This is a genomic window from Pelagihabitans pacificus (assembly GCF_009371985.2).
In the GTDB taxonomy this organism is placed as follows: Bacteria; Bacteroidota; Bacteroidia; order Flavobacteriales; family Flavobacteriaceae; genus Pelagihabitans; species Pelagihabitans pacificus.
Genome location: NZ_VIKU02000004.1, coordinates 377,610 through 400,898, shown reverse-complemented (window position 1 = coordinate 400,898; position 23,289 = coordinate 377,610). Strand labels below are relative to the sequence as shown.

Annotated in this window: 26 protein-coding genes; 22 read left to right on the top strand and 4 right to left on the bottom strand. The window is 45.1% G+C overall.

The genetic code is table 11. The features are described from left to right. Window positions 1-6: 6 nt before the first annotated feature. The 20 genes from FK220_RS14870 to FK220_RS14780 all read left to right on the top strand — a co-directional run bounded on the left by FK220_RS14870 (window position 7) and on the right by FK220_RS14780 (window position 14,949). Window positions 7-954 carry a bifunctional riboflavin kinase/FAD synthetase gene (locus FK220_RS14870; protein ID WP_152575129.1) on the top strand — a complete coding sequence of 316 codons (948 nt, stop codon included), beginning with the start codon at window positions 7-9 and terminating at the stop codon, window positions 952-954. Next, entirely contained in the window at window positions 954-2,288 is a 1,335-nt protein-coding gene (locus tag FK220_RS14865; protein WP_152575223.1) for an HTTM domain-containing protein, read from the top strand. Before FK220_RS14870 ends, FK220_RS14865 begins: the two co-directional genes overlap by 1 nt. Before the next feature lie 61 nt (window positions 2,289-2,349). Next, window positions 2,350-3,621 carry a serine--tRNA ligase gene (serS, locus tag FK220_RS14860; protein ID WP_152575128.1) on the top strand — a complete coding sequence of 424 codons (1,272 nt, stop codon included), beginning with the start codon at window positions 2,350-2,352 and terminating at the stop codon, window positions 3,619-3,621. Window positions 3,622-3,626: 5 nt separating this feature from the next. Beyond that, the gene (locus FK220_RS20300) at window positions 3,627-3,917 is read left to right on the top strand and encodes an SAP domain-containing protein (protein ID WP_394352431.1); all 291 of its coding nucleotides are present in this window, start codon (window positions 3,627-3,629) and stop codon (window positions 3,915-3,917) included. Next, the gene (locus FK220_RS14855) at window positions 3,884-4,207 is read left to right on the top strand and encodes a DUF6434 domain-containing protein (RefSeq protein WP_317168341.1); all 324 of its coding nucleotides are present in this window, start codon (window positions 3,884-3,886) and stop codon (window positions 4,205-4,207) included. Before FK220_RS20300 ends, FK220_RS14855 begins: the two co-directional genes overlap by 34 nt. Window positions 4,208-4,291: 84 nt before the next feature. Continuing rightward, window positions 4,292-6,076, top strand: coding sequence for a tetratricopeptide repeat protein (locus FK220_RS14850; protein WP_152575126.1), 1,785 nt, complete (start codon window positions 4,292-4,294; stop codon window positions 6,074-6,076). Between the two features lie 108 nt (window positions 6,077-6,184). Then, window positions 6,185-6,823 (top strand): DUF4286 family protein, encoded by a 639-nt coding sequence (locus tag FK220_RS20260; protein WP_152575125.1) that lies wholly within the window; start codon window positions 6,185-6,187, stop codon window positions 6,821-6,823. Between the two features lie 23 nt (window positions 6,824-6,846). Continuing rightward, window positions 6,847-7,731, top strand: a complete 885-nt coding sequence (rsmA, locus tag FK220_RS14840; protein WP_152575124.1) for a 16S rRNA (adenine(1518)-N(6)/adenine(1519)-N(6))-dimethyltransferase RsmA — start codon at window positions 6,847-6,849, stop codon at window positions 7,729-7,731. Between the two features lie 128 nt (window positions 7,732-7,859). After that, a complete protein-coding gene (gene mgtE, locus FK220_RS14835) occupies window positions 7,860-9,212 on the top strand; it encodes a magnesium transporter (RefSeq protein ID WP_152575123.1) in 1,353 nt (450 codons plus the stop codon). Window positions 9,213-9,258: 46 nt separating this feature from the next. After that, window positions 9,259-9,624 carry a cupin domain-containing protein gene (locus FK220_RS14830; protein WP_152575122.1) on the top strand — a complete coding sequence of 122 codons (366 nt, stop codon included), beginning with the start codon at window positions 9,259-9,261 and terminating at the stop codon, window positions 9,622-9,624. A 7-nt stretch (window positions 9,625-9,631) separates the two neighbouring features. Further along, entirely contained in the window at window positions 9,632-10,570 is a 939-nt protein-coding gene (locus FK220_RS14825) for a 2-hydroxyacid dehydrogenase (protein WP_152575121.1), read from the top strand. A gap of 8 nt (window positions 10,571-10,578) precedes the next feature. Further along, window positions 10,579-10,998, top strand: coding sequence for a response regulator transcription factor (locus FK220_RS20255; protein WP_152575120.1), 420 nt, complete (start codon window positions 10,579-10,581; stop codon window positions 10,996-10,998). A gap of 148 nt (window positions 10,999-11,146) precedes the next feature. Then, window positions 11,147-11,653, top strand: a complete 507-nt coding sequence (locus FK220_RS14815; protein WP_152575119.1) for a DUF4199 domain-containing protein — start codon at window positions 11,147-11,149, stop codon at window positions 11,651-11,653. 4 nt (window positions 11,654-11,657) lie between these two features. Then, window positions 11,658-12,113 carry a DUF1801 domain-containing protein gene (locus FK220_RS14810; RefSeq protein ID WP_152575118.1) on the top strand — a complete coding sequence of 152 codons (456 nt, stop codon included), beginning with the start codon at window positions 11,658-11,660 and terminating at the stop codon, window positions 12,111-12,113. A gap of 23 nt (window positions 12,114-12,136) precedes the next feature. Next, entirely contained in the window at window positions 12,137-12,523 is a 387-nt protein-coding gene (locus FK220_RS14805) for a VOC family protein (protein WP_152575117.1), read from the top strand. Window positions 12,524-12,574: 51 nt separating this feature from the next. Then, a complete protein-coding gene (locus FK220_RS14800; protein WP_152575116.1) occupies window positions 12,575-13,075 on the top strand; it encodes an NINE protein in 501 nt (166 codons plus the stop codon). Between the two features lie 80 nt (window positions 13,076-13,155). Continuing rightward, window positions 13,156-13,479 (top strand): ArsR/SmtB family transcription factor, encoded by a 324-nt coding sequence (locus FK220_RS14795; RefSeq protein ID WP_152575115.1) that lies wholly within the window; start codon window positions 13,156-13,158, stop codon window positions 13,477-13,479. A 16-nt stretch (window positions 13,480-13,495) separates the two neighbouring features. After that, window positions 13,496-13,978 carry a DUF6428 family protein gene (locus tag FK220_RS14790; protein ID WP_152575114.1) on the top strand — a complete coding sequence of 161 codons (483 nt, stop codon included), beginning with the start codon at window positions 13,496-13,498 and terminating at the stop codon, window positions 13,976-13,978. A gap of 17 nt (window positions 13,979-13,995) precedes the next feature. Next, window positions 13,996-14,487: a GNAT family N-acetyltransferase gene (locus FK220_RS14785; RefSeq protein ID WP_238719039.1), complete on the top strand. Its 492-nt coding sequence runs from the start codon at window positions 13,996-13,998 to the stop codon at window positions 14,485-14,487. 42 nt (window positions 14,488-14,529) lie between these two features. Beyond that, window positions 14,530-14,949 (top strand): arsenate reductase ArsC, encoded by a 420-nt coding sequence (locus FK220_RS14780; RefSeq protein WP_152575113.1) that lies wholly within the window; start codon window positions 14,530-14,532, stop codon window positions 14,947-14,949. Here FK220_RS14780 and FK220_RS14775 read toward each other — a convergent pair. The 3 genes from FK220_RS14775 to FK220_RS14765 form a co-directional block, all read right to left on the bottom strand. Then, window positions 14,946-16,763 (bottom strand): GNAT family N-acyltransferase, encoded by a 1,818-nt coding sequence (locus tag FK220_RS14775; protein ID WP_152575112.1) that lies wholly within the window; start codon window positions 16,761-16,763, stop codon window positions 14,946-14,948. The two genes, FK220_RS14780 and FK220_RS14775, sit on opposite strands and share 4 nt — an antisense overlap. Window positions 16,764-16,851: 88 nt before the next feature. Beyond that, a complete protein-coding gene (locus tag FK220_RS14770; RefSeq protein ID WP_152575111.1) occupies window positions 16,852-18,102 on the bottom strand; it encodes an aspartate kinase in 1,251 nt (416 codons plus the stop codon). A gap of 85 nt (window positions 18,103-18,187) precedes the next feature. Beyond that, a complete protein-coding gene (locus tag FK220_RS14765) occupies window positions 18,188-18,670 on the bottom strand; it encodes a GNAT family N-acetyltransferase (RefSeq protein WP_152575110.1) in 483 nt (160 codons plus the stop codon). A gap of 105 nt (window positions 18,671-18,775) precedes the next feature. Here FK220_RS14765 and fbp point away from each other — a divergent pair, with 105 nt between their 5' ends. Next, window positions 18,776-19,789, top strand: a complete 1,014-nt coding sequence (fbp, locus tag FK220_RS14760; RefSeq protein ID WP_238719038.1) for a class 1 fructose-bisphosphatase — start codon at window positions 18,776-18,778, stop codon at window positions 19,787-19,789. A gap of 375 nt (window positions 19,790-20,164) precedes the next feature. On the opposite strand, the gene FK220_RS14755 is transcribed toward fbp, so the two are convergent. Next, window positions 20,165-20,596 (bottom strand): tellurite resistance TerB family protein, encoded by a 432-nt coding sequence (locus FK220_RS14755; RefSeq protein ID WP_152575109.1) that lies wholly within the window; start codon window positions 20,594-20,596, stop codon window positions 20,165-20,167. Between the two features lie 219 nt (window positions 20,597-20,815). Between FK220_RS14755 and FK220_RS14750 the strand changes: the two genes are divergently transcribed. Then, a complete protein-coding gene (locus tag FK220_RS14750; protein ID WP_152575108.1) occupies window positions 20,816-23,284 on the top strand; it encodes a ligase-associated DNA damage response DEXH box helicase in 2,469 nt (822 codons plus the stop codon). The last annotated feature ends 5 nt before the right edge of the window (window positions 23,285-23,289 follow it).

Below are 23,289 nucleotides of genomic sequence, written 5' to 3'. Positions count from 1 at the left end.
ATCTAAGTGGAAACAGTCCAAAGCATTTCAAAATACGACGAACAGCATTCCACGGCGGTCACCATAGGCACCTTTGACGGGGTACACATTGGCCACAGGACAATCTTGGAAAGATTGATAGCCGAGGCAAGGAATCTTGGAATCAAATCAACGGTGCTCACCTTTTTTCCACATCCGAGAATGGTGTTACAAAAAGACAGCGATATCAAGCTTTTGAATACCATCGAGGAGAAATCAAGGATTTTGGACGAATTGGGCTTGGACTATTTGGTCGTGCATCCGTTTACAAAGGAATTTTCCCGCCTTACGGCGACGGAATTTGTACGGGACATTTTGGTAAATAAACTGAAAACAAAGAAGATTATCATCGGGTACGATCACCGGTTCGGCAGAAACCGAACAGCCAATATCGTAGACCTCAAAGCCTTTGGAAACGCCTTGGATTTTGAGGTGGAAGAAATTCCCGCACAAGAAGTGGATGCGGTATCGGTCAGCTCTACGAAAATACGCAAGGCCCTTGAAATAGGTGATATGGTAACTGCAAATAAGTTTTTGGGATATGCCTACATGCTCACAGGGGTTGTAAGAAAGGGCAGAGGCCTCGGCAGACAACTAAATTTCCCGACCGCTAATTTACAAATCGAAGCTTCCTATAAATTAATTCCAAAAAATGGCGTGTACGTAGTAAGCAGCGTTATAGAGGGGAAGACCATATTTGGCATGATGAACATTGGCCACAACCCTACTGTTTCCAATATAGGAAATGACACTATGGAGGGGCAACAGCGTATCGAGGTTCATTTTTTTGATTTCGACAAAGACCTTTATGGATTCCATATCCAAATCGATATTCTAGAGCGCATTCGGGACGAACACAAATTCGACTCCATCGAGGCGCTAAAAAAACAACTGGAAAAGGATAGGAACACCTCGCTGGCGATAATTTCAAAATGATGCTCGATCGACTGCTTTTTAGAAGAATCGACAATGCACCTCTCATCATTTTCAGGGTTCTCTTTGGTGTCCTTTGCGCCTTGGAAAGCTATGGCGCCATCATCACGGGGTGGGTACGTAGAACGTTGGTAGAGCCCCGGTTTACGTTTAGTTTTATCGGTTTTGAATGGCTGCAGCCACTCCCCGGAAATGGTATGTATGTTTACTTTTTTGTGATGGGTACCTTCGGAGTCCTCATTGCCCTAGGCTACAAATATCGATTCAGTATTATTGCCTTTACCTTGATGTGGACGGCGGTATACCTCATGCAAAAAACATCCTATAACAACCATTATTACTTATTGATTTTGGTTTCGGGCTTTATGGTATTCTTTCCGGCGAATAGGTATTTTTCCCTGGATGCGAAAAGGAATCCATCCATAAAAAAAATTAGTATGCCCAGCTGGGTCAAATGGGCAGTGGTATTGCAGCTGTTCATCGTGTATACATATGCTTCCATCGCCAAGATGTATGGGGATTGGTTGGATTTTGGAATCATCAAAATATTGATGCAGGATAAGGCGAATTATCCGATAATCGGTGATTTGTTGCAACAGCCTTGGGTTCATAAAGCTGTGGGTGTTTTTGGGATTCTCTTCGATTTATTGGTGGTTCCGGCGCTTTTATGGAAACCCACCAGAAAAATAGCCCTTATCGCTTCAATTTTCTTTCACCTTTTTAACTCCATTGTTTTCCAGATAGGTATTTTCCCGTACCTCTCCTTGGCGTTTATCGTTTTCTTTTTTGAACCCGAAACCATTAGGAATATCTTTTTCAAAAAGAAATCTTTTTACAATGAGGGTAACATCGAAGTACCCTCCTATAAAAATAGTCTTTTGGCAGCCCTGGGCTTGTACTTTTTGATACAACTGATGCTTCCTGTTAGACATCATTTTATTGCCGACGATGTTTTATGGACAGAGGAAGGTCATCGCCTAAGCTGGAGAATGATGCTTCGCAGTCGGTCGGGAAAAATACAGTTCAAGGTCAGAAATAACGAGACCGGCAAAACCGAATGGATCAACACCAAAGACTATCTCACCCCCAAACAAAACCGAAGAATCGGGGCCTATCCGGATTTTATCTGGCAGTTTGCCCAGTATTTAAAGAAGGAATATGCAAAAAAAGGCATCCCCGTATCCGTGTATGCGCTAAACGCAAAGGTGAGCGTCAACGGAAAACCGTATAGGGCTTTTATAGATCCCCAAATAGATCTTGCCAATACCGCTTGGGACCATCTTCGGCACAATGCATTTATACTACCTTCATCAGTCGACGACCCGGTTCAAAATTGATTTCCCACCTCATTGGGACATTACCCAATTAACCCTAAATTTGCAGCTTAAACAATGCATCATGTTACAGCTTCAAGCCATAAGGGAACAAAAAGAAGAGATTATAAATGCCTTGCAAAAGCGTTCGATAGATGCTGCCCCATTGGTAGAAAAGGTAGTAGCATTGGATGAGAGGCGACGTGCCCTTCAGACCCGACTCGATGCCACGTTGGCCGAATCGAACAAACTTTCGAAAGAAATCGGGACCCTTTACAAAAGTGGGAAAGCCCAGGAAGCGAACGTTATCAAAGAGAGAACAAGTGCTTTAAAAGAAGATTCCAAAACCATGGGTGAGGCCTTGAACCAAACTGCCGAAGAGCTACAGGAGGTGCTCTATCAAATTCCCAATGTACCCCACCCCTCGGTGCCGCTTGGAACTTCGGAAGAAGATAACGAAGAGGTTTTTAGGGAAGGCGAGATACCAACCTTGGAAACCGATGCCCTTCCCCATTGGGAGCTGGCCAAAAAGTACGATATCATTGATTTTGAGCTTGGTGTAAAAATTACCGGTGCTGGCTTTCCGGTCTACAAAGGAAAGGGCGCCCGACTGCAACGCGCCTTGATTTCCTATTTCCTGGATAAAAATACGGAAGCAGGCTATACCGAGATGCAGGTACCCCATTTAGTGAACGAAGCCTCAGGTTTTGGTACCGGTCAATTACCCGACAAAGAAGGGCAGATGTACCATGTTGTTGAGGAAGATCTCTACCTAATTCCGACGGCGGAAGTACCGGTAACCAATATATTTCGCAACGAATTACTCAACCCGAATGATTTTCCGATTTGCTATACCGCCTATACCCCTTGCTTTCGAAGGGAGGCCGGGAGTTATGGGGCCCACGTGCGCGGGTTGAACCGTTTGCACCAGTTCGACAAGGTCGAAATTGTACGTGTTGAGCATCCCGAGGAGTCATACAAGGCCCTGGATGGGATGGTCGAACATGTGAAGGCTATCTTGAGGGAATTGCAACTGCCGTTTCGTATCCTGCGTCTTTGTGGCGGCGATTTGGGCTTTACCTCGGCCCTCACCTATGATTTCGAAGTGTTTTCGACCGCCCAGGAACGTTGGTTGGAAATTAGTTCGGTCTCTAATTTTGAGACCTATCAAGCCAATCGATTAAAACTACGCTACAAGGACGAGAACGGTAAAAGCCGTTTGGCCCACACCCTCAATGGCAGCTCCTTGGCGTTGCCAAGAGTGCTGGCGGGAATCTTGGAAAACTTTCAGACCCCGGATGGGATTAAAATCCCGGAAGTCTTGGTCCCCTATTGTGGATTCACCCATATCGACTGATTCCTGTGGGCAGGCCTGACTTTGAAAACATCGATTCAGGTACCGCGTTCAATAGATGGTATTGGCTTAGGGAAGAATTGGTTGCTATTTGCAAACGGATGGACCTACCTACAGGTGGGCGTAAATTTGAACTTAGGGACCGTATCACATTCACTTTGGAACATCCCGGAGAACCCTTGCCAGAAAAGGAAAGGCCGGCACAACAATCCAAATTTGACTGGGCCAGATCTAAACGGGCCCTTCAAACCAAAAGACCGACAACATCCGTTTTGGACCCAATTTTGGAAATTTTATGAGATTACAAATCGGAACTAAATTTACCTGCCACAGTGATTTTATGGATTGGGCAAAATTGAATCCCGGAAGAACGCTCGAAGAAGCGATTCTTATGTGGCATGGGTTGGAGAATCGTAAAAAAAATCCCGATTCTAAACGTGTCATCGCAAAAAACAATATGTTGGCGCAATACGTACGGGACTTTCTGGAAGACAAACCAAAAAAGAGTTTGAAAGATGCACTTTACCATTGGAAATCAAACGAACGCCAACAGAATCGGGTTTTATCACGTATGAAGCCAATGATTTGACCCTTTTATAGGCCTAGAAAGGTAGTTTAAGGTTTTCTTGACACCTATTGTATTTCAACTTGACTAATTTTGCTATATTCAGGTATGCGCACTACTTTCTCTTTTCTATTGTTTCTCCTATTGACTGCGGTATCATCGCAGGAAGATTTTCTGGCCAAACAATATTTTAATGACGGCGCTTTTGAAAAAGCAGTGGTTTTCTACGAAAAATTGGTGCTAAAAAATCCCCGTCGCACCGATTATGGTGAAGGACTCATCGCTTGCTATCAGCAATTGGAACGGTATGGGGATGCGGAGAAGTACTTGCTGAAACAGTTGGAAAATCCCAGGGCCTACCCCACTTTCTATGTAGAACTGGGCTATAATCATACGCTACAGAATGAAGATGATAAGGCAAGGGAGTACTATGAAAAAGCACTGGCCCGTATCGAGGAGAATCCCAATTATGGGTATGGTATCGGCTTCCGTTTCCAGAAATATGCTTTGTTAGATTGGGCGCTCTCGGCATATTCGAAGGCCATGGAACTAAATCCCGAACTGGATTATAACTATCAAATGGCCAAGATTTACGGGGAGCAAGGAGATGTCGAAAAAATGTATCGCTCGTACCTAACCCTTATTAGTGAGGGTAAAACTTCGAAATCGAATGTTTTACGAAGTATCGATGATTTCATTTCTTCCGATCCCGAGAATGGGAACAACCTAACCCTTAAAAAAGTGTTGCTTGAAAATGCACAGCGAAATCCCGATATCCTTTGGAACGAGCTATTAAGTTGGCTCTTTGTGCAACAAAAACAGTTTCGTAGCGCCTTTCGACAGGAAAAAGCCATTTATAAAAGAATGGATGGTAGCTCGATGCAGCGTTTGGAAGGTCTCGGCGAGTTGACCCTTGAAGAGAACGATTACGAAATTGCCCAAGAAATTTTCGAATATATTGTAGAAAATACGGCCGATAAAAATACCAGGCTCAATGCCCAGCTGAATCTTATAGACCTTCAATTGTTGGATGCCAACGCAAAGACCATCAACGCGGTGCAGCAACAATATGAAGAATTAATGGAAATTTATGGGTACGATTCCCAGACCTTGCAACTTCAAGTGGCATTTGCCAATTTTCTCACCTTTAAAAAAGATACGCCGGCAGAAGCCATCGACATTCTGAAAAAGAGCTTGGAACTCCCTTTAAACCAACGGGGAAAAGCCTTTATCAAACTGGCCTTGGGCGATATATTGGTCTACGATCAGAAGTTCAACGAAGCCCTGATATATTTTTCACAGATTCAAAAAGGCTTGAAAAACGATGTACTTGGCCAGGATGCCCGTTTCAAGGTAGCTCAGACCAGTTTCTATAAGGGCGATTTCGACTGGGCCTTAACACAGCTGAAGGTTTTGCGGGGTTCTACTTCACAGTTGATCGCCAATGATGCCATGCAACTAAGTTTGTTGATTTCGGATAATTCATTGGAAGATTCTACCCAAACGGCCCTCAAGAAGTACGCCCGCGCCGATTTGTTAGGGTATCAAAACAAGACCCGGGAGGCAATCGACACCCTGGATGATATTTTACAAAACCATAAGGGTGAAAAAATTGAAGATGATGCCCTATTGAAACAGGGTGAATTGCTGGAGAACCTTAAGGAGTACGAAGCAGCCGAATTCAACTATCTAAAGATTACGGAGTTCTATGCCGATGGGATACTGGCCGATGATGCCCATTTTGCGCTGGGGGAATTATATCGAAAAATCCTGAAACAGCCCGAAAAAGCCAAGAGCCAGTACGAAAAAATAATTTACAACCATCAAGATAGCTACTATTTTCCGCAAGCAAGAAAAAACTTCAGGATGCTCCGAGGGGATAGTATCAACTGATAAGATGTACCATCCAATTGCAAACCGGTCAATCGATAGCAAATAAACCGAAACAGAGGAACAATAAGCTAGCTTCTACTGCATGATTCTTAAACACGACCTATAAAAATGTTCATTTACAACGTCACTACCAACATCGAGGAAAGCGTGCATGACGAATGGCTGCGATGGATGAAGGAAAGCCATATTCCCGATGTCTTGGCAACCGGCAAATTCCTCGATGCCAAAATGACCAAGGTATTGGTGGAGGAAGAGTTGGGGGGACAAACGTATTCGGTTCAGTTTACGGTCGCCGATCGGGAAACCCTCCAAAAGTATTACGACCAGGATGCCGCACGCCTGAGAGAAGATGCAAATCGCCTTTTCGCCGGCAAATTCGTATCGTTTAGAACAGAGTTGCAAGTCGTAAGTGAGCATAGCACAAAACATTTGGCCGCCACCCATTTTGTATTCGCCTATGGTACGTTGCTACAAAGGGAAGTGCAACAGGCTGTTTTTTCAAGAGTATTGCAAGGCGTACCGGATACTCTTACCCAGTATAGGATGAGCGACAAAAAAGTTGCCGATAGATATCCCAACATCGTTGCCTCCGCCCTCCAAACCGATTCGATTACCGGGGAGGTGTTTTTATTGTCACAGGAGGAATTACTAAAGGCAGATGCTTATGAGGGCCATGCGTACGAGCGTACCGAAGTGTCGCTGGTATCGGGTAAAAAAGCCTGGATCTATTTGAGCAGGTCCCATTAACTACAAGAAACTTACGATAGGCGATGTCCAGAAGAAATAAACAGAGAAAAACACCCTATTCCGAAAGAAGTCAAAAGTCTATCGGGACCGATAGTCCCGTGAAGGCTAAAAAATATCTTGGGCAGCACTTTTTGAAAGATGAGTCGATTGCCAAAAAAATTGCTGAAACACTTTCTTTAAATGGATACCGTAATGTCATCGAAATTGGTCCTGGAACCGGGGTATTGACCAAATACCTGTTGCTAAGGGAAGTGAACTTGGTAGCCATGGACCTTGACGCGGAATCGATTGTATATCTCAAGCACAGTTTTCCCTTGGAACATCCTAAGGTTATGGAAAGGAACAGCTCGTTAAAAGTGGTGGAGGCAGATTTTCTCAATTACGATTTGCAAACACTTTTTGGCGATGAACCCTTCGCCATAACGGGGAACTTTCCCTATAACATCTCTACGCAAATCGTTTTCAAACTATTGGAGCATCGAGAGCAGGTACCTGAATTTTCCGGGATGTTCCAAAAAGAGGTGGCGAAACGTATCTGTGAAAAGGAAGGAAACAAAACCTATGGAATCCTATCGGTATTGGTACAGGCTTTTTATGAGGCAGAATATCTGTTTACGGTACACCCGCAGGTTTTTGATCCACCTCCGAAGGTACAGTCCGGTGTGATTCGGCTTGTACGAAAGAAAGATGCAACGCTACAGTGTGATGGGAAGTTGTTCTTTAGGGTCGTTAAGGCTGCATTTAACCAACGGAGAAAAACAATCCGCAATAGTTTAAAAGTCCTCGGGCTTTCCGATAAGCTCAGGGCAGAAACTGTTTTTGATAAGCGTCCGGAACAACTGAGCGTTCAGGATTTTATCGAACTCACCGAAAAAATTGAAGTTGATTTAAAATACGGTAGCAAATAATTCTAGCCGAATCACCGGCGTGCGAACCAAATCAAAAAACAACTTTGACCCAAACCCAAAAAGCCGCCCTACCCTTACACCTTTTTTCTTTAGCTTTGCGCTGATTGCCATAAGGCGATAGCAGCATCATGACACCCTTTAAACTCACAGACGAGCTCTTAGCCGAAATAAAACAACTCATCGAGAACCAAAGTGACGCCAGTCTTCAGTCACTGTTGGAAGAAGTGCACTTTGCCGATGTGGCCGAAATCATCAATGAGCTTAATAAAGAGGAAGCCACCTATCTTATTAAGCTGTTGGATAGTGATAAGACTTCCGATATTCTTACGGAGCTCGATGAGGATGTACGGGAGGGAATCCTCGGAAATCTATCATCCAAAGAAATCGCCGAAGAACTCGAAGAACTCGATACCGATGATGCCGCCGATATCGTAGCCGAGCTTCCACAGGAAATTGTTCAGGAGGTTATTTCGGAAATAGAGGATAGGGAGCATGCCAAAGACATCGTAGACCTCCTACGGTATGACGAGAACTCAGCGGGAGGCCTTATGGCCAAGGAGCTTGTAAAGGTGCGCGAAGACTGGGATGTGCTCACCTGTGTTAAAGAAATGCGGGCCCAGGCCGAAAATGTAACCCGCGTGCACTCCATTTACGTGGTGGATAACGAGGACAAGCTAAAGGGAAGGCTTTCGTTGAAAGATCTTTTGACCACCTCGACGAAAACGCATATCAGTGAAGTGTATATCCCAAAGGTCGATTCGGTGAATGTTAACGAAAAACCTGAGGAAGTCGCCAAAATTATGAGCAAGTACGATTTGGAGGCAATCCCGGTTATAGACGAAATAGGTCGCTTGGTGGGTCGCATTACCATCGATGACATCGTAGACGTCATCAAGGAAGAGGCCGACAAGGATTACCAGTTGGCGGCAGGTATCTCACAAGATGTGGAGGCCGATGACAGTATCTGGGATTTAACCCGCGCCCGACTACCCTGGTTGATACTAGGTCTTTTTGGAGGGGCCGCAGCGGCGGTAATAATGGGGGGGTTCGAAGAAATGTTTCGCCGATACACCGTGCTTTTTCTGTTCACCCCATTAATTGCGGCCATGGCCGGAAATGTCGGGGTACAATCAAGCGCAATCATCGTCCAAGGTTTGGCAAACGATGATATCAAAGGTAGTATCGGTGACCGATTGATAAAGGAAATGCTATTGGCACTATTGAATGGCGTGATCCTGGCGGCCCTCTTATTATTGTTTACGTGGATTTGGAAAGGAGATTTCTTGACCGCCCTGGCCATTTCGATTTCCCTGATAGCGGTCATTATCGTAGCGGGCTTTATCGGTACTTTCGTACCCCTGTTCCTTGATAAGCGGGGAATAGATCCGGCTATCGCCACGGGGCCGTTTATCACCACCAGTAATGATATTTTTGGAATCCTTATCTACTTCCTGATCGCCAAGTTGGTTCTGGGGATATAAGGATACCGCCTTGCAATAAAAAGCTCTGGTTCAAAAACGTTTACACATGAAACCTATTAATCTCAAAGAAAAACACAACGCTTTCAGCAAGCAGTGGCATCCCCATCAAATTGCTATAGTGGACGATATGCAAGTGATCTTGGCCAAAATACGAGGGGAGTTTGTCTGGCATTCCCACGAGCACGAAGATGAACTTTTCCAAGTACTAAAAGGAACTTTGTACATGCAGTTTCGCGACCGGACGGAGGAAGTGAAGGAAGGCGAGATCATCGTAGTGCCCAAGGGGGTCGAGCACAATCCCATGACCAAAAACGGGGAGGAAGTACACCTTCTCCTGTTTGAAAAACAAAGTACTGCCCATACCGGCGATGTAAAACACGAATTGACGCAAAGCCATTATCCCAAAATATAATTTCCCCATGAAGGTGCTTCATCTAGATACCAACCACCCACTATTGTTGGAACAGCTTTCCAAACTGGGATTCGAGAACCACGAGGATTATACCAGTCCGAAGCCAGAAATAGAAAATAAAATTGGGCAGTATGACGGCCTCATCATCAGAAGTCGGTTCCGTATTGACGCCCCTTTTTTGGAAAAGGCCACCAACCTCAAGTTTATTGGTCGGGTGGGTGCAGGTTTGGAAAATATAGATACCGAATATGCCAAATCAAGAGGGATTTTCCTGGCTGCCGCTCCGGAAGGAAATCGCAACGCGGTGGGCGAGCATACGCTGGCAATGCTACTTTCGCTATTTAACAAACTCAACAAGGCCGATCGGGAAGTACGGTCGGGAAAATGGAACCGGGAAGGCAATCGGGGAGTCGAATTGGATGGTAAGACCGTAGGCATCGTCGGCTACGGGAATATGGGCAGGGCGTTTGCCAAAAAACTTCGTGGTTTTGAAGTGGAAGTGATTTGCTACGACATCAAAGGTGGGGTCGGCGACGATAATGCACGACAGGTCGGGATTATGGAACTACAACAAAAGACCGATGTGTTAAGCCTGCACGTACCTGAAACAGCTTTGACCATTGGGATGGTGAATGCCGAATTCATAAATAATTTTCAGAAACCTATTTGGTTGCTGAACACCGCACGGGGGAAATGTGTGGTTACTTCAGATTTGGTGGGTGCCCTAAAATCTGGAAAGATACTGGGTGCCGGATTGGATGTGCTGGAATATGAAAAAAGCTCGTTCGAAAACCTGTTTGCAGACCATGAACTGCCAGCCGCATTCCAGAAGCTCATAAAGGCTCAAAACGTACTCCTTTCACCTCATGTAGCAGGCTGGACCCTAGAAAGCAAAGAAAAATTGGCGCAGACGATTGTCGATAAGGTAAAAGCCAAATTTTGCTAAATTTAAGGGTGAAGAAAACTATTTTTGTCTTTTCGGCCTTGATACTTGCCTTACTGGCACTATTTCAAGTAAGCAAATATTCCTATGCCAGGGGCAATGCTTCCATTGAAGCAATTATCGCAGTGGTAGCGGTTGTTTTCTTATTCATCGGTCTCTATATCAATAAAAGCCGGTCGAAAAAAGTGGTTACCCCGACCAACAGGGCCGTAAATCATGGAAAAATCGAAGAACTTGGCCTTAGTAAAAGGGAATACGAGGTGCTACTAGAGATTTCAAAAGGACTATCCAATAAGGAAATCGGGGAAAAATTGTTCGTTACCGAAAGCACCATCAAGACCCATGTTTCCAATATATTGGTCAAATTGGATGTCAAAAGAAGAACGCAAGCCCTACAAAAGGCAAAAGAACTGCAAATTATCCCCGTATAATACCAAATGAATATGAAGGCTTGTTGTACTATTTATTTTGTGTAAATGTCTTTTCCGTCGAAAGTACCATTGGAATGGTACTTTCGTATGAGTGCCGTTCCGGGCTCAAAACATACTTTTGGGCCATAACATAAAAACTTGAGAAATCATGAAAAAAACAGTAGTACGTTACGGTCTATACGGTGCTATTACCATCTGTGTTTTATTTCTTTTGGGATGGTTTGCCGGTAAAAACCTCGATTATTCTACCCAAGAAATTATTGGTTATGCTTCAATGATCGTTTCACTGGGGTTCGTATATGTAGGAATAAAACATTTTCGGGACAAAGAGAACAATGGCTCTATAAGTTTCAAAAAGGCACTAACTATCGGAGTGCTTATAAGTCTCATCACCGCTATCGCATTCGGGATACTGGACGTATTCTATATCGCTATCAACCCTGAATTTACAACGGAATATTACGCCCATGTCACGGAAGACATGAAGGCCACCCTGCCTGCAGAGGAGTTCAAAATAAAACTTGCGGAATTGGAATCCCAAAAGGAATTATTCTCAAATCCGATATTTTCCTTTTTATTGATGGCGTTGACCGTTTTAATAATCGGCTTCATAATTTCCTTAATTTCCGCACTGCTATTACAACGTAAAAATTAAGGCCATGCAATACAAAGCAGCAACACCGGAAGAATACATTGAACAGCTACCACCGGAAAGGCAAAAAGTAATCAGGGAGTTACGCCATACGATTTTGGACAATATCCCGGAGGGTTTCCATGAGCGGATAAGTTATGGCATGCTAGGCTACGTGGTACCCCATTCCAAGTATCCCGACGGCTATCATTGCGACCCCAAACTGCCTCTGCCCTTTATGAATTTGGCATCACAGAAGAATTTTGTCGCAGTATACCATTCAGGCATCTATGCCGATCCCGAACTGTACGATTGGTTTGTGGCGGAATACCCCAAACACTGTAAACGCAAACTGGATATGGGAAAAAGCTGTATCCGTTTTAAGTATATGGAGGATATACCCTTCGAACTGATCGGGGAACTGGCGACCAAGATGACCGTAGAGCAATGGATAACGTTATATGAAAAAAATGTAAAGCGATAATTTAAAAACGAATACCCGCACCAATGAAAAATAGAGTAACAGGATTAGGCGGATTTTTCTTTAAGACCAAAAATCCAGACAAGATAAAAGAGTGGTACAAAAACCACCTGGGACTGAACACCGATGCCTATGGATGCACTTTCTGGTGGAAAGACAAGGAAGGGAACGATTGTTCCACCCAATGGAGCCCCATGAAAGACGATACCACCTATTTTGCCCCCAGCAAATCGTCTTTTATGATGAACTTTAGGGTCGAAAACCTAGTAGCACTTTTAGCTGAACTGCAGAAGGAAGGGGTAACTGTGGTGGGCGATATCGAGGAGTACGACTATGGCAAATTTGGATGGATTCTTGACCCCGATGGTAACAAACTCGAGCTTTGGGAACCCATAGACAAGGCGTTTCTATGATTTAAAAATAATCGTTACATTTAAACTTGTCTAACCACCAAAAAAACAATCATGTCAGAAGATAACAAAGATTTGGGCGACAAGGCAGAGGATGCCTTTGACAAAGCCAAAGGAAAGGCCAGCGAACTAGGCGAAAAGGCAAGTAAAAAGTTTGAGGATGCCAAGGAGGCTACCAAGGAATTTACCGAGGAGGCCAAGGAAAAAGCGAGTGACTTTGCCGACGAGGCCAAAAAAACGGCCGATGAATTCACCTCAAGTGCCAAAGAAACTTTCAGCGGCGCCGGAGGGGATAATAAGAAAATGCTCGCGGGACTACTGGCCATATTTTTGGGGTCGCTAGGAGTGCATAAATTTATCCTTGGCTATCAAAAAGAAGGATTTATTTTGTTGGGAGCATCGATAATAGGTTATATCACGCTTTGTTTCGTAGTCGGAAGCTTTATCTTGATGGCAACAGGAGTCATAGGGCTGATAGAAGGTATCATTTATTTGACCAAATCGGATGAAGAATTCTACAATACCTATCAGGTGGGTAGAAAACCTTGGTTCTAAGAAAAATAAAAGTCAGATTTTTTGCATCTGACTTTTCCATTACATTTTATTATCGTAATATTGCAATATTAAAATATGTAATGGGACTCACCAAAACACAAATATTCGATGAACGCCAAAACGAGTTGGCCATCATCTTCAAAGTGCTCGCCCATCCGGCAAGGATAGCGATATTACAGTATATCAGCAGCCAAAAAGCGTGTATTTGCAATGATATCGTGGAAGAAATCGGTTTGGCGCAACCTACCATTTCCCAACATTTGAAAGAATTGAAAAGCATCGATTTGATTATTGGGGAAATCGAAGGAAAAAAAGTATGCTATTGCATCAATCTCAATAAATGGAAGGAAATTCAAACACTTTTGAATTCCTTCTTCGATAAAACCAAGTTCAACTGTTGTTAATCCTACAAGCGATACTATGAAAACAAATGAATTCCTAGCCCTTTTAAAAGAGCATCCCAACAAGGACCTTATCTTTGAATATGCCCATGGAAAACAGGTGGGCGCCAATTATCATATCACCGAGGTCAAGAACGTTACCATCGACTCGGTTGATTGCGGTACAAAAACCGATTTTTGGAAAGAGACCATCATTCAACTCTGGGAAAGTCCGGACGAACATGAAAGCGATGAGTATATGAGCGCTTTCAAGGCCTTGGGAATCCTCAACAAAGTTGACCGGATCAAACCGATGGAAAAGGAAGTTGAAGTTAAATTTGAATACAGCAATCCTACATTTCACACCGCCCAACTGTTTGTCAACGACGTTTCGGTACACGACAATCGGATCATGATCACCCTCGGGGTAGAACAGACCAATTGTAAAGCGAGGGAGATTTGTGGCGTACCTGTTCAAGCAGCCGCCGAAGCATGCTGTTCCCCGGATGCGGGTTGCTGCTAAAAAATATGATCCCAGCCATGGAAATACGAGAAATGGAACCATCGGATTGGCATACGGTTTCGAAAATTTATCAAGAAGGAATCGATACCGGTTTTGCCACATTTGAAAAAAGCATTCCTTCCTACGAGGCTTGGGACCGAGCTCACATGAAATCCTGTCGCTTCGTGGCCAACGACAATGGGCAAATCCTGGGGTGGGCGGCCTTATCGCCGGTCTCCAGTCGTTGCGTATACGGTGGTGTCGCCGAAGTAAGTATTTATGTAGGCAAGAACCAGAGAGGACGTGGCGTAGGCAAAGTTTTGATGGAAAGGCTCATAAGCGAAAGCGAACGACAAGGCTTATGGACCTTACAATCCGGAATTTTTCCGGAAAATACGGCAAGCATCAAACTCCATGGGATGGTCGGTTTCCGATATATCGGCAAAAGGGAGCGCGTCGGGAGATTAGACGGGGTTTGGAAAGACAACTTGTTATTTGAACGCCGAAGCAAGGTGGTGGGTATTGATTAAAATCGATTCCGGTTTCAGCGGGATTGAACAAACAGTGTATGAATGAAAAACATTCTAGTTCTTTGCACCGGTAATTCGTGCAGAAGCCAAATGGCCCACGGATATCTAGACAAACTTCAAACGGGATTGGCGAACATTTACAGCGCCGGAATCGAAACCCACGGATTGAACCCCGGGGCCGTAGCGATCATGGCCGAAGACAATATCGATATCCGCCATCATACCAGCAACCATGTTGACGAATACCAAGGTATCGAGTGGGACTTTATTATCACCGTCTGCGACCACGCCAAGGAAAATTGTCCTTTTATACCCTCAAAAAAAGCAAAACGTATCCATCATAATTTCTTCGACCCTTCAAAGGTAAACGGTAGCGAATCGGAAAAACATGCCGCTTTTTTAAAAGCAAGAAACGAGATACGGGAATTCTGTAGAAACTTTATCGCTGAAGAATTGAACTAACGGTCGGTGTTTTGCCCGTTTTCGGCCAATTTGCGCTCCAGTTCGGCCTGAAATTCCTCCATTACCGGCTTTACGGTACTTTCGGGTAAATCGGAAATTTTGATATACATCAATCCGTCCACGGAATTGTTGAACAAGGGATCCACATTGAACGCCACCACCTTGGCGTTCTGTTTAATGTATTTTTTGATCAGTACGGGCAACCGAAGGTTTCCGGGTTCCACCTCATCGATCATCTTATCGAATTTGTTAAGGTCGGCCTGGGTCTCATCGAAGACAAATTCCTTGTCGGCATCTTTCAACTTTACCTTGAATTCCTTTTTGGGTCGTACATACTGCGCCACATACGGATCCCAATAGTTACTTTTCATAAATTCGATCATCAACGATTTTGAGAAGTTCGAAAACTGATTGCTAATACTCACCCCACCAATCAAATACTTGTGTTCCGGATGTCGAAGGGTGGTGTGTACAATACCTTTCCAGAGTAAGAACAAGGGCATGGGTTTTTGCTGGTATTCCTTAATAATATACGCCCTTCCCATTTCGATTGATTGTCGCATCATCCCAAAAAGTTCGGGTTCGAAACGGAAGAGATCTTGGAGGTAAAAACCATCGATGCCATACTTTGCAAAAATCTCCGATCCCAGACCCATACGATAGGCTCCTGCAATGACCTTCGCTTCACTGTCCCAAAGGAACATATGGTGATAATGCGAATCGAACTTGTCAATATCGATAGAGTTATTGGTGCCCTCGCCAATCGCCCGAAAAGTTATTTCGCGCTGCCTTCCTATTTCCTTTAAAGTAAAAGGCATCTCATTGGCAGGGGCCAAAAACACTTCGTAATTTTTACTCTGCAAAAGTCTCCTATCCTTTTCGGTAAGCTTTTCTATTTCACCCTCAATGACCTCGGTACGAATCGCTTTAACGATTTTTCTAGGCTGTTTGGGCAATTTCAGCGTCGTGGGAATCTGATTGATCAAACGTTCTTTCTGATAGGCATTGGAAAGGATATAGGTCTTCTTTCGCAGCAGCTCGGTATACTCTTCCAAGCTCTCCTGTTCTTCTTGGGTGCTTACCGATATCGGTTGGCCGATTCGTACCTTGATCGGCCTGTTTTTCTGCGTATACAATTCAGAGGGCAACTTTGCCGTTCGAAATACGCCACTGATCTTGGCAAGCCGATAGAATAACTTGCTGTTCCGGGCATGAAAGTAAATGGGCACCACGGGTACCTTTGCATTCCGAATCAACTTTATGGCCGCTTCCTCCCATGGTTTATCCACCACCATCTTGGCTTCCTTATGGGTAGACACCTCGCCAGCCGGAAAAATACCGATGGGGCGCCCCTCTTTTAGGTGCAACATGGCATGTTTAAAGCCTTGCAGACTACTTTTCGCATCTTTGTGATCCTCAAACGGATTCACCGGCAAGATATAGGGTGCAAGGGGTTCGAAACGTTGCAAGAGAAAATTGGCCATCACCTTATAGTCCGGCCGATGGTTGAGCATCAATTTTAGCAGTACCACCCCATCTATCCCCCCCAGGGGATGATTGCTGATCGTGATATACGGGCCTTCCTTGGGAAGACGCCTCAAATCATCGACGGGAATCTCATAATCGATCTCAAATCTGTCCAGAATCGCCTCTACGAACTCGATTCCCTCTAAATGTTTTATTTTATTATACGTGCGGTTCAGTTGGGAAATCTTGGTGACTCGAAGAATTGTCCACGCCAGGAAAGTACCTACAAAACCGAATTTATCGAGATTGGTCGCTTTGGCCACTTCCTTGGCGGTCACTAAACCCATAATATTTATTAGATTAGGCAGCCGCTAAGATAGGAAAAACGTTAAAGGTCGCCCCTATTTTAACATTCCGAAAAAAGTAATATATTGGCTATTTCACGACTAGTTGCAAGGTCTCATTACTACGCTGTTCCAGCAGTACTTTTCGACCATTCTGAAGCGATTCCACCGCTTCGTCGTTAAAATGACGAATGGTGTAAAGCGATACCCCTTCGTGACAGCTTACCTTGAAACGGCCCTTCAAAAGTCCCAACAAGTCTTGAAGACGACCAAAAGTATTATCGACACAAACGGAAAAGCTGATTGCGGAGTTTTGAATCAAGTCTACTTTCATTTTATGCTCGTGAAGTAACTTGAACAATTCGCCGATACTGTCCTCCACGATAAAGGAAAAATCAAGGGAGGAAAGCTTCATAAGCACCTGGTTTTTTTTGACAATGAAACAGGGCACATTGGGCTCGATCCCGATACCTTTGCCCACTGTAGTACCGGCATCCTTGGGATTCACGAACGATTTCACATGAAGCGGTATCTCTTTTCCCTGTAGGGGTTGCAGTGTTTTGGGGTGTATGACAGAAGCACCGTAGAACGCCAATTCGATCGCCTCTCGATACGAAATCTTGTTCAACAAGCGTGTTTCCTCAAAATATCGGGGATCGGCGTTGAGCACACCGGGCACATCCTTCCATATGGTTACCGAAGCCGCATTCAGACAATATGCCAAAATAGCCGCGGTGTAGTCAGATCCCTCTCTCCCCAAGGTGGTAGTAAAATTATTGTCGTCACTCCCCAAAAATCCTTGGGTAATGTTCAATCGTTCCCTATCGATACCCTGGGACACCCTTTCCTGGGTCTTTTCCCAATTGACGGTCACATCGCGATAACTGGAATCGGTCTTTATATAATCGCGAACGTCAAGCCAATTGTTTTGAATGCCTACTTCCTTTAAATAGGCACTGACAATCGTAGTGGAAATAAGTTCACCATACCCTACTACCTGATCGTAAACAAAATTGTATTTGGGCGATTTGTTCCAAGCCAGGAAACCGTTGACCTCGTCAATAAGTGATTTAACCCGTTGATAAACGGGATGCTGTTTATTGGGAAACAAATTCCCCAGGATATCGTTGTGATAGCTTATGACCGCTTCCATGGCCGATGGCAATGAGCTTTTGTCCTCAAAGTAGGCATTGACCACCGCTTCCATGGCATTGGTTGTCTTCCCCATGGCCGAAACCACTAAAAGCGTATTTTCATGTCCGGTTTCTCCCAGCACCTTTACTAGGTTTTTGACACCTTCCGCATCCTTCACGGAGGCTCCACCAAATTTAAATATCCGCATAAACAAAGTAGCTTATTTTCATTACCCCGAAGGCGACATTCTTTTCTTGTATCGCTTCTCTCGATGTACCCGGGAGATTATCGTATTACATCATATTGCCCAAAAATGCTGCCATTCCCTCCTCGTTCAACTGCACTACGTCCCAATCGCGCATTACCCGGGCCCCTTTTCTCTCGTAGAATTTAATGGCGGGCTCGTTCCAATCCAACACCTCCCAACTAATTCGCTTTACCCCCATCCGATAGCCGTATTTCACCACTTCGGTCAGCAGGGCGTTCCCAAGACCACTACCACGCATTTTTTCGGTAACGATCAAGTCTTCCAAATGAATTACCGGTCCTTTCCACGTAGAATATCTCGGATAGATCAATGCCATCCCTACAATGGTATCATCGACCTCCGCCACAAAACAGTGAAAAAGGGGCGAGCTACCAAAGCCATCCCTCACCAAATCCTCTACGGTTACCTCCACGGCATTTTCCTCCTTTTCGAAAGAGGCGAGTTCTTGGATCAAACGCAACACTTGGGGCATATCGCCCGCCCTGGCTTCACGAATAACGGCATCCATAATTGTTACAAATAAAACACAAAGTTATAAATTTAAAAAATCAACGCAGGACGAAAACGATGTAGTTTCACAAAATACCCGATATTTGTGCCAAACAACCATCCCATGATTGGAAATAGAAATAAAACGCTAGGCGAATTCATTATCGAACATCAAGCCGCGTTCCAGTATTCGTCGGGCGAACTTTCCAAACTGATCAACGCCATTCGCTTAGCGGCAAAGGTCGTCAATCATGAAGTAAACAAAGCTGGTCTTGTCGACATAATCGGCAAAGCAGGTGACACTAATATACAAGGTGAAGACCAACAGAAATTGGATGTACTTGCGAACGATAAGTTCATCCAGACCCTGAAAAATAGGGAAATCGTTTGTGGCATTGCCTCCGAGGAGGAAGATGATTTCATTTCAATCAACAGCAACGACGAGCAGCACCAAAACAAATATGTAGTCTTGATCGACCCTTTGGATGGTTCGTCCAATATAGACGTCAACGTCTCGGTCGGGACGATTTTCTCCGTTTACCGGAGAATTACCCCCGTGGGTACGCCTGTAACCCTCGAAGATTTTTTACAGCCCGGAAGAGATCAGGTCGCGGCCGGCTACATTGTTTACGGCACCTCCACCATGTTGGTCTATACAACGGGCGATGGGGTCAACGGCTTTACCCTCAACCCGGCTATCGGCACCTTTTATCTTTCGCATCCGAACATGCAATTCCCGGAAACAGGAAAAATATATTCGGTTAATGAGGGAAACTATGTGCACTTTTTACAAGGCGTTAAGGACTATATCAAATATTGTCAACAAGAAGAGGGGGATCGGCCCTACACCTCGCGCTATATCGGCTCACTGGTCTCCGACTTTCACCGGAACATGATCAAGGGCGGTATATACATGTACCCGAAAAGTAGCCAGACCGAAAGTGGGAAGCTGCGATTACTATATGAGTGCAATCCAATGGCATTCATCGCAGAGCAGGCAAACGGACTGGCCACTGGCGGCAGAACCCGAATATTGGACATTCAACCGACAGAGTTACATCAACGGGTGCCGTTCTTTTGCGGAAGCCAAAAAATGATGGAAAAACTTCACGAGTTTTTGGATAAGTACCGCGAATAATAACCAAGCATATGCAGAGGTTCGCAAAAGGAATCGGCCTTACCTACGGCAATTTGGGTTACAAAGAAAGGCTATTGTGCGAAGGGGGTACCGATCCTAAACTGCAATACCCCTACTCCCTAGCGTAAAAAACCGATGGCCTTCGTCCGCCGTCTACGTGTCGCCATCGCTTTAGCGGAGGCACAGACTGCTACGTGAAGGAGTGACAAGCCCACGAGGCATTAAAAGGAAATTCGACAGAGATTCCGACGCAGGCCTGCCCTGACACCTGTCGTAGGGGCGTCGGAGCATTAAAATCTCGATTATCGAGAAAAATGCAACCCAAAAAAAACGGGGCATGAGCCCCGCCTAATACTACTAAAAGTTGTTACCGACCTAGCGGTTCATGTGCTTTATTTCATCCATAAAATTTTCCTTGTCGACCCCGGCATGCACCAATTTCAGTGCCTTGTCGACCACGTAACTGATGTTTCCCGTCGAAAAACCGAGTCCTATGCCCAGCCTTTCCAAAATAGCTGTTTGTTTTTCCCCCAGTACGTCGTCCGCATAGACCATCCGAGCCAGATCGTACAAACGTTCCAAACGCAGGTCGTAACTGGTCGGCGGATTGATCGGATGCGACTTATAATCCTTCAGGATCTTCTTGTACTCTTCCTCCGTAATATCCAAACGGGCCGCCAAACGATGCAAAAATGCACGCTCGTCCTCCGTAATTACACCATCGCTCATCGCCACACGTACAATGGCCGCAAAATGATCCTGATTGCGTTTCTTAAAACCGGTATCGAACAAATTTAAAAATGACATATCGCTAATTTTATGCAACAAATATAAATTTTTATAAGGTTATTCGAGAGCTTCCTTTTGATTATTTTGGTGTTCCCCTTCCCCCGATTATCATCGGGAGCGGGGTCACGCTTTTCGCTTCAAATCCTCGCCGTTTCCAAGCGGCTGTGGGTTTTCCGCTGCAATCGTTTACACGGGTAAAAGTTAATCAGTAACTTTCGGTTGCCTTTAAAAATGGCTATGACAAGAGATCAATTGTACAACATAGCGGAAGACTGGTTCGAACAACAGGACTGGAAACCTTTTCCCTTCCAAAAAAATACCTGGAAAGCCTTCCTCCAAGGTAAAAACGGACTTCTAAACGCTCCTACGGGCAGCGGAAAGACCTATGCGCTCTGGTTTCCTATCGTACTGAGCTACATCAAAAAAAATCCGGACTATCGAACCAAGCACAAAAAGGGACTCAAGGCTATCTGGATCACGCCCTTGAGGGCACTATCGCAGGAAATCAAGCAATCCGCGGAACGGGTAACGGCCGATTTGGGCACCCAGATGACCGTGGGCATCCGCACGGGCGATACGACTACCAATGAGCGGGCACGCCAGAAAAGAAACATGCCCGACCTTTTGATCACCACCCCTGAGAGTTTACAGCTACTATTGGCTACCAAGGGCTACGATAAAATTTTCAAGGACTGTATGGCCGTCGTCGTCGACGAGTGGCACGAACTATTGGGCACCAAACGCGGGGTACAAATGGAATTGGGCCTATCCCGACTCAAAACCATTGCCAAAGAGCTTCGTATTTGGGGTATTTCGGCTACTATCGGTAATCTGGAACAAGCGAGGGAAGTATTGCTCGGCCCCTTCAGTCAGGCCCTGGAAAACTCTGTGTTGATCAAAGCCAAACTCAATAAAAAAATTACGGTCCGCAGTATCATACCAAGGGAAATGGAGACTTTTCCTTGGCGCGGCCATCTAGGTATCCGATTATTGGAAGATGTGGTCCCTATTATCAACAACAGCAAAACTACCTTGCTCTTTACCAATACCCGGAGCCAATGTGAAATCTGGTTCCAAAAAATCCTGGAAAAGCATCCTGAATTTGCAGGGGAACTGGCCATGCATCACGGCAGCATCAATAAGGAAACCAGACTCTGGGTCGAACAGGCCATTCGAAACGAAAGCCTTAGGGCGGTGGTCTGCACTTCGAGCTTGGACCTGGGCGTAGATTTTGCGCCGGTAGAGACCGTCGTACAAATCGGCGGACCAAAAGGCATCGCCCGTTTTCTACAAAGGGCAGGGCGAAGTGGCCACCGCCCCGGTAAGGAAAGTGTCATATACTTTCTGCCGACCCATGCTATCGAACTCATCGAAGCATCGGCCCTGCAAAAGGCGGTCAAAGAGAATGCCGTGGAAGATCGCATCCCCTACCTCAATAGTTTTGATGTGCTGTTGCAATATTTGACCACATTGGCCATTTCCGACGGCTTCTATCCCCACGAAATATTTCACGAAATTAGACAGACCTTCTGTTACCAGGCCATCACCGAAGACCAGTGGCAATGGTTGTTGAATTTTTTGGTCATGGGCAGTCAAAGCCTTCAGAGCTATGATGAGTACAAAAAGGTAGAAATCGAAGAAGGTGGCAAGTTCAAGGTCAATAATCGGGGGGTAGCGATGCGACATCGCTTTCAGATAGGGACCATTGTGGGCGATGCCAACTTAACGGTACGTTACCAGAAAGGGGGCTACATCGGAACCATCGAAGAATACTTCATCTCCAAATTAAACCCTGGCGATGTGTTCACCTTTGCAGGGCGTAACCTCGAGTTCATCCGAATCAAGGAAATGCAGGTACATGTGCGTAACTCCAACAAAAAAACGAACAAAGTCCCTAGTTGGATGGGAGGCCGCTTGACCCTCTCTGCCCAAATGTCCGAACTGTTGCGCAACGAGTTGTACACGGTTAGCCAGGAAGGGAAAAAACAATCGGTCGAAATTAAATCGCTCGCGCATATCTTTAAGCGGCAACGCCAGGAAAGCATCGTTCCCAAACCCGATGAGTTCTTAATCGAAAGTTTTAAAACCCGGGACGGCTACCACTATATTTTCTACCCGTTCGAGGGTCGATTTGTACATGAGGCCATGGGAAGCCTCTTAGGGTATCGCATCAGCCTCCTTTCTCCGATTACTTTTTCTTTGGCCTTTAACGATTACGGCTTCGAACTGCTGTCAGACAAAGCGTTCGATGTACAACAAGTGATCGACAACGATCTTTTCACCACGGATTATATGTTGGATGACCTTGAAAAAAGCCTGAATTCCACCGAAATGGCCCGCAGAAAATTTCGCGATATTGCCGTCATCAGTGGACTGGTTTTTACCGGCTATCCGAACAAAGGGGTCAAAATGAAGCACCTACAGAGCAGCTCACAACTCCTTTTCAATGTCTTCAGGGATTACGAGGATGACAATCTGCTTTTTCAACAAGCCTTCCGGGAGACCTTTGAGCATCAGTTGGAAGAAGGCCGCTTGCGCATATCATTGGAACGCATCGAAACACAACAGATCGTCTGGAAGCAATGCGAAAATCCCACCCCCTTCTCCTTTCCCTTGATTACCGACCGCATGAGCCGTGAAAAGCTCTCCAGCGAAAAACTGGCCGATCGCATCAAGCGTATGGCAGCCTTGTTGGCGAAGCGATAAACCTA

Bases quoted from the DNA above. Each gene is read 5' to 3' on its own strand.
- FK220_RS14780 (WP_152575113.1), top strand. From the start codon at position 14,530: ATGAAAAACATTCTAGTTCTTTGCACCGGTAATTCGTGCAGAAGCCAA.
- FK220_RS14795 (WP_152575115.1), top strand. From the start codon at position 13,156: ATGGGACTCACCAAAACACAAATATTCGATGAACGCCAAAACGAGTTG.
- FK220_RS14865 (WP_152575223.1), top strand. From the start codon at position 954: ATGCTCGATCGACTGCTTTTTAGAAGAATCGACAATGCACCTCTCATC.
- FK220_RS14815 (WP_152575119.1), top strand. From the start codon at position 11,147: ATGAAAAAAACAGTAGTACGTTACGGTCTATACGGTGCTATTACCATC.
- FK220_RS14755 (WP_152575109.1), bottom strand. From the start codon at position 20,596: ATGTCATTTTTAAATTTGTTCGATACCGGTTTTAAGAAACGCAATCAG.
- mgtE (WP_152575123.1), top strand. From the start codon at position 7,860: ATGACACCCTTTAAACTCACAGACGAGCTCTTAGCCGAAATAAAACAA.
- FK220_RS14800 (WP_152575116.1), top strand. From the start codon at position 12,575: ATGTCAGAAGATAACAAAGATTTGGGCGACAAGGCAGAGGATGCCTTT.
- rsmA (WP_152575124.1), top strand. From the start codon at position 6,847: ATGTCCAGAAGAAATAAACAGAGAAAAACACCCTATTCCGAAAGAAGT.
- FK220_RS14770 (WP_152575111.1), bottom strand. From the start codon at position 18,102: ATGCGGATATTTAAATTTGGTGGAGCCTCCGTGAAGGATGCGGAAGGT.
- FK220_RS14810 (WP_152575118.1), top strand. From the start codon at position 11,658: ATGCAATACAAAGCAGCAACACCGGAAGAATACATTGAACAGCTACCA.
- FK220_RS14825 (WP_152575121.1), top strand. From the start codon at position 9,632: ATGAAGGTGCTTCATCTAGATACCAACCACCCACTATTGTTGGAACAG.
- fbp (WP_238719038.1), top strand. From the start codon at position 18,776: ATGATTGGAAATAGAAATAAAACGCTAGGCGAATTCATTATCGAACAT.
- FK220_RS14805 (WP_152575117.1), top strand. From the start codon at position 12,137: ATGAAAAATAGAGTAACAGGATTAGGCGGATTTTTCTTTAAGACCAAA.
- FK220_RS20260 (WP_152575125.1), top strand. From the start codon at position 6,185: ATGTTCATTTACAACGTCACTACCAACATCGAGGAAAGCGTGCATGAC.
- FK220_RS14765 (WP_152575110.1), bottom strand. From the start codon at position 18,670: ATGGATGCCGTTATTCGTGAAGCCAGGGCGGGCGATATGCCCCAAGTG.
- FK220_RS14750 (WP_152575108.1), top strand. From the start codon at position 20,816: ATGACAAGAGATCAATTGTACAACATAGCGGAAGACTGGTTCGAACAA.
- serS (WP_152575128.1), top strand. From the start codon at position 2,350: ATGTTACAGCTTCAAGCCATAAGGGAACAAAAAGAAGAGATTATAAAT.
- FK220_RS14785 (WP_238719039.1), top strand. From the start codon at position 13,996: ATGGAAATACGAGAAATGGAACCATCGGATTGGCATACGGTTTCGAAA.
- FK220_RS14775 (WP_152575112.1), bottom strand. From the start codon at position 16,763: ATGGGTTTAGTGACCGCCAAGGAAGTGGCCAAAGCGACCAATCTCGAT.
- FK220_RS14850 (WP_152575126.1), top strand. From the start codon at position 4,292: ATGCGCACTACTTTCTCTTTTCTATTGTTTCTCCTATTGACTGCGGTA.
- FK220_RS14790 (WP_152575114.1), top strand. From the start codon at position 13,496: ATGAAAACAAATGAATTCCTAGCCCTTTTAAAAGAGCATCCCAACAAG.
- FK220_RS14830 (WP_152575122.1), top strand. From the start codon at position 9,259: ATGAAACCTATTAATCTCAAAGAAAAACACAACGCTTTCAGCAAGCAG.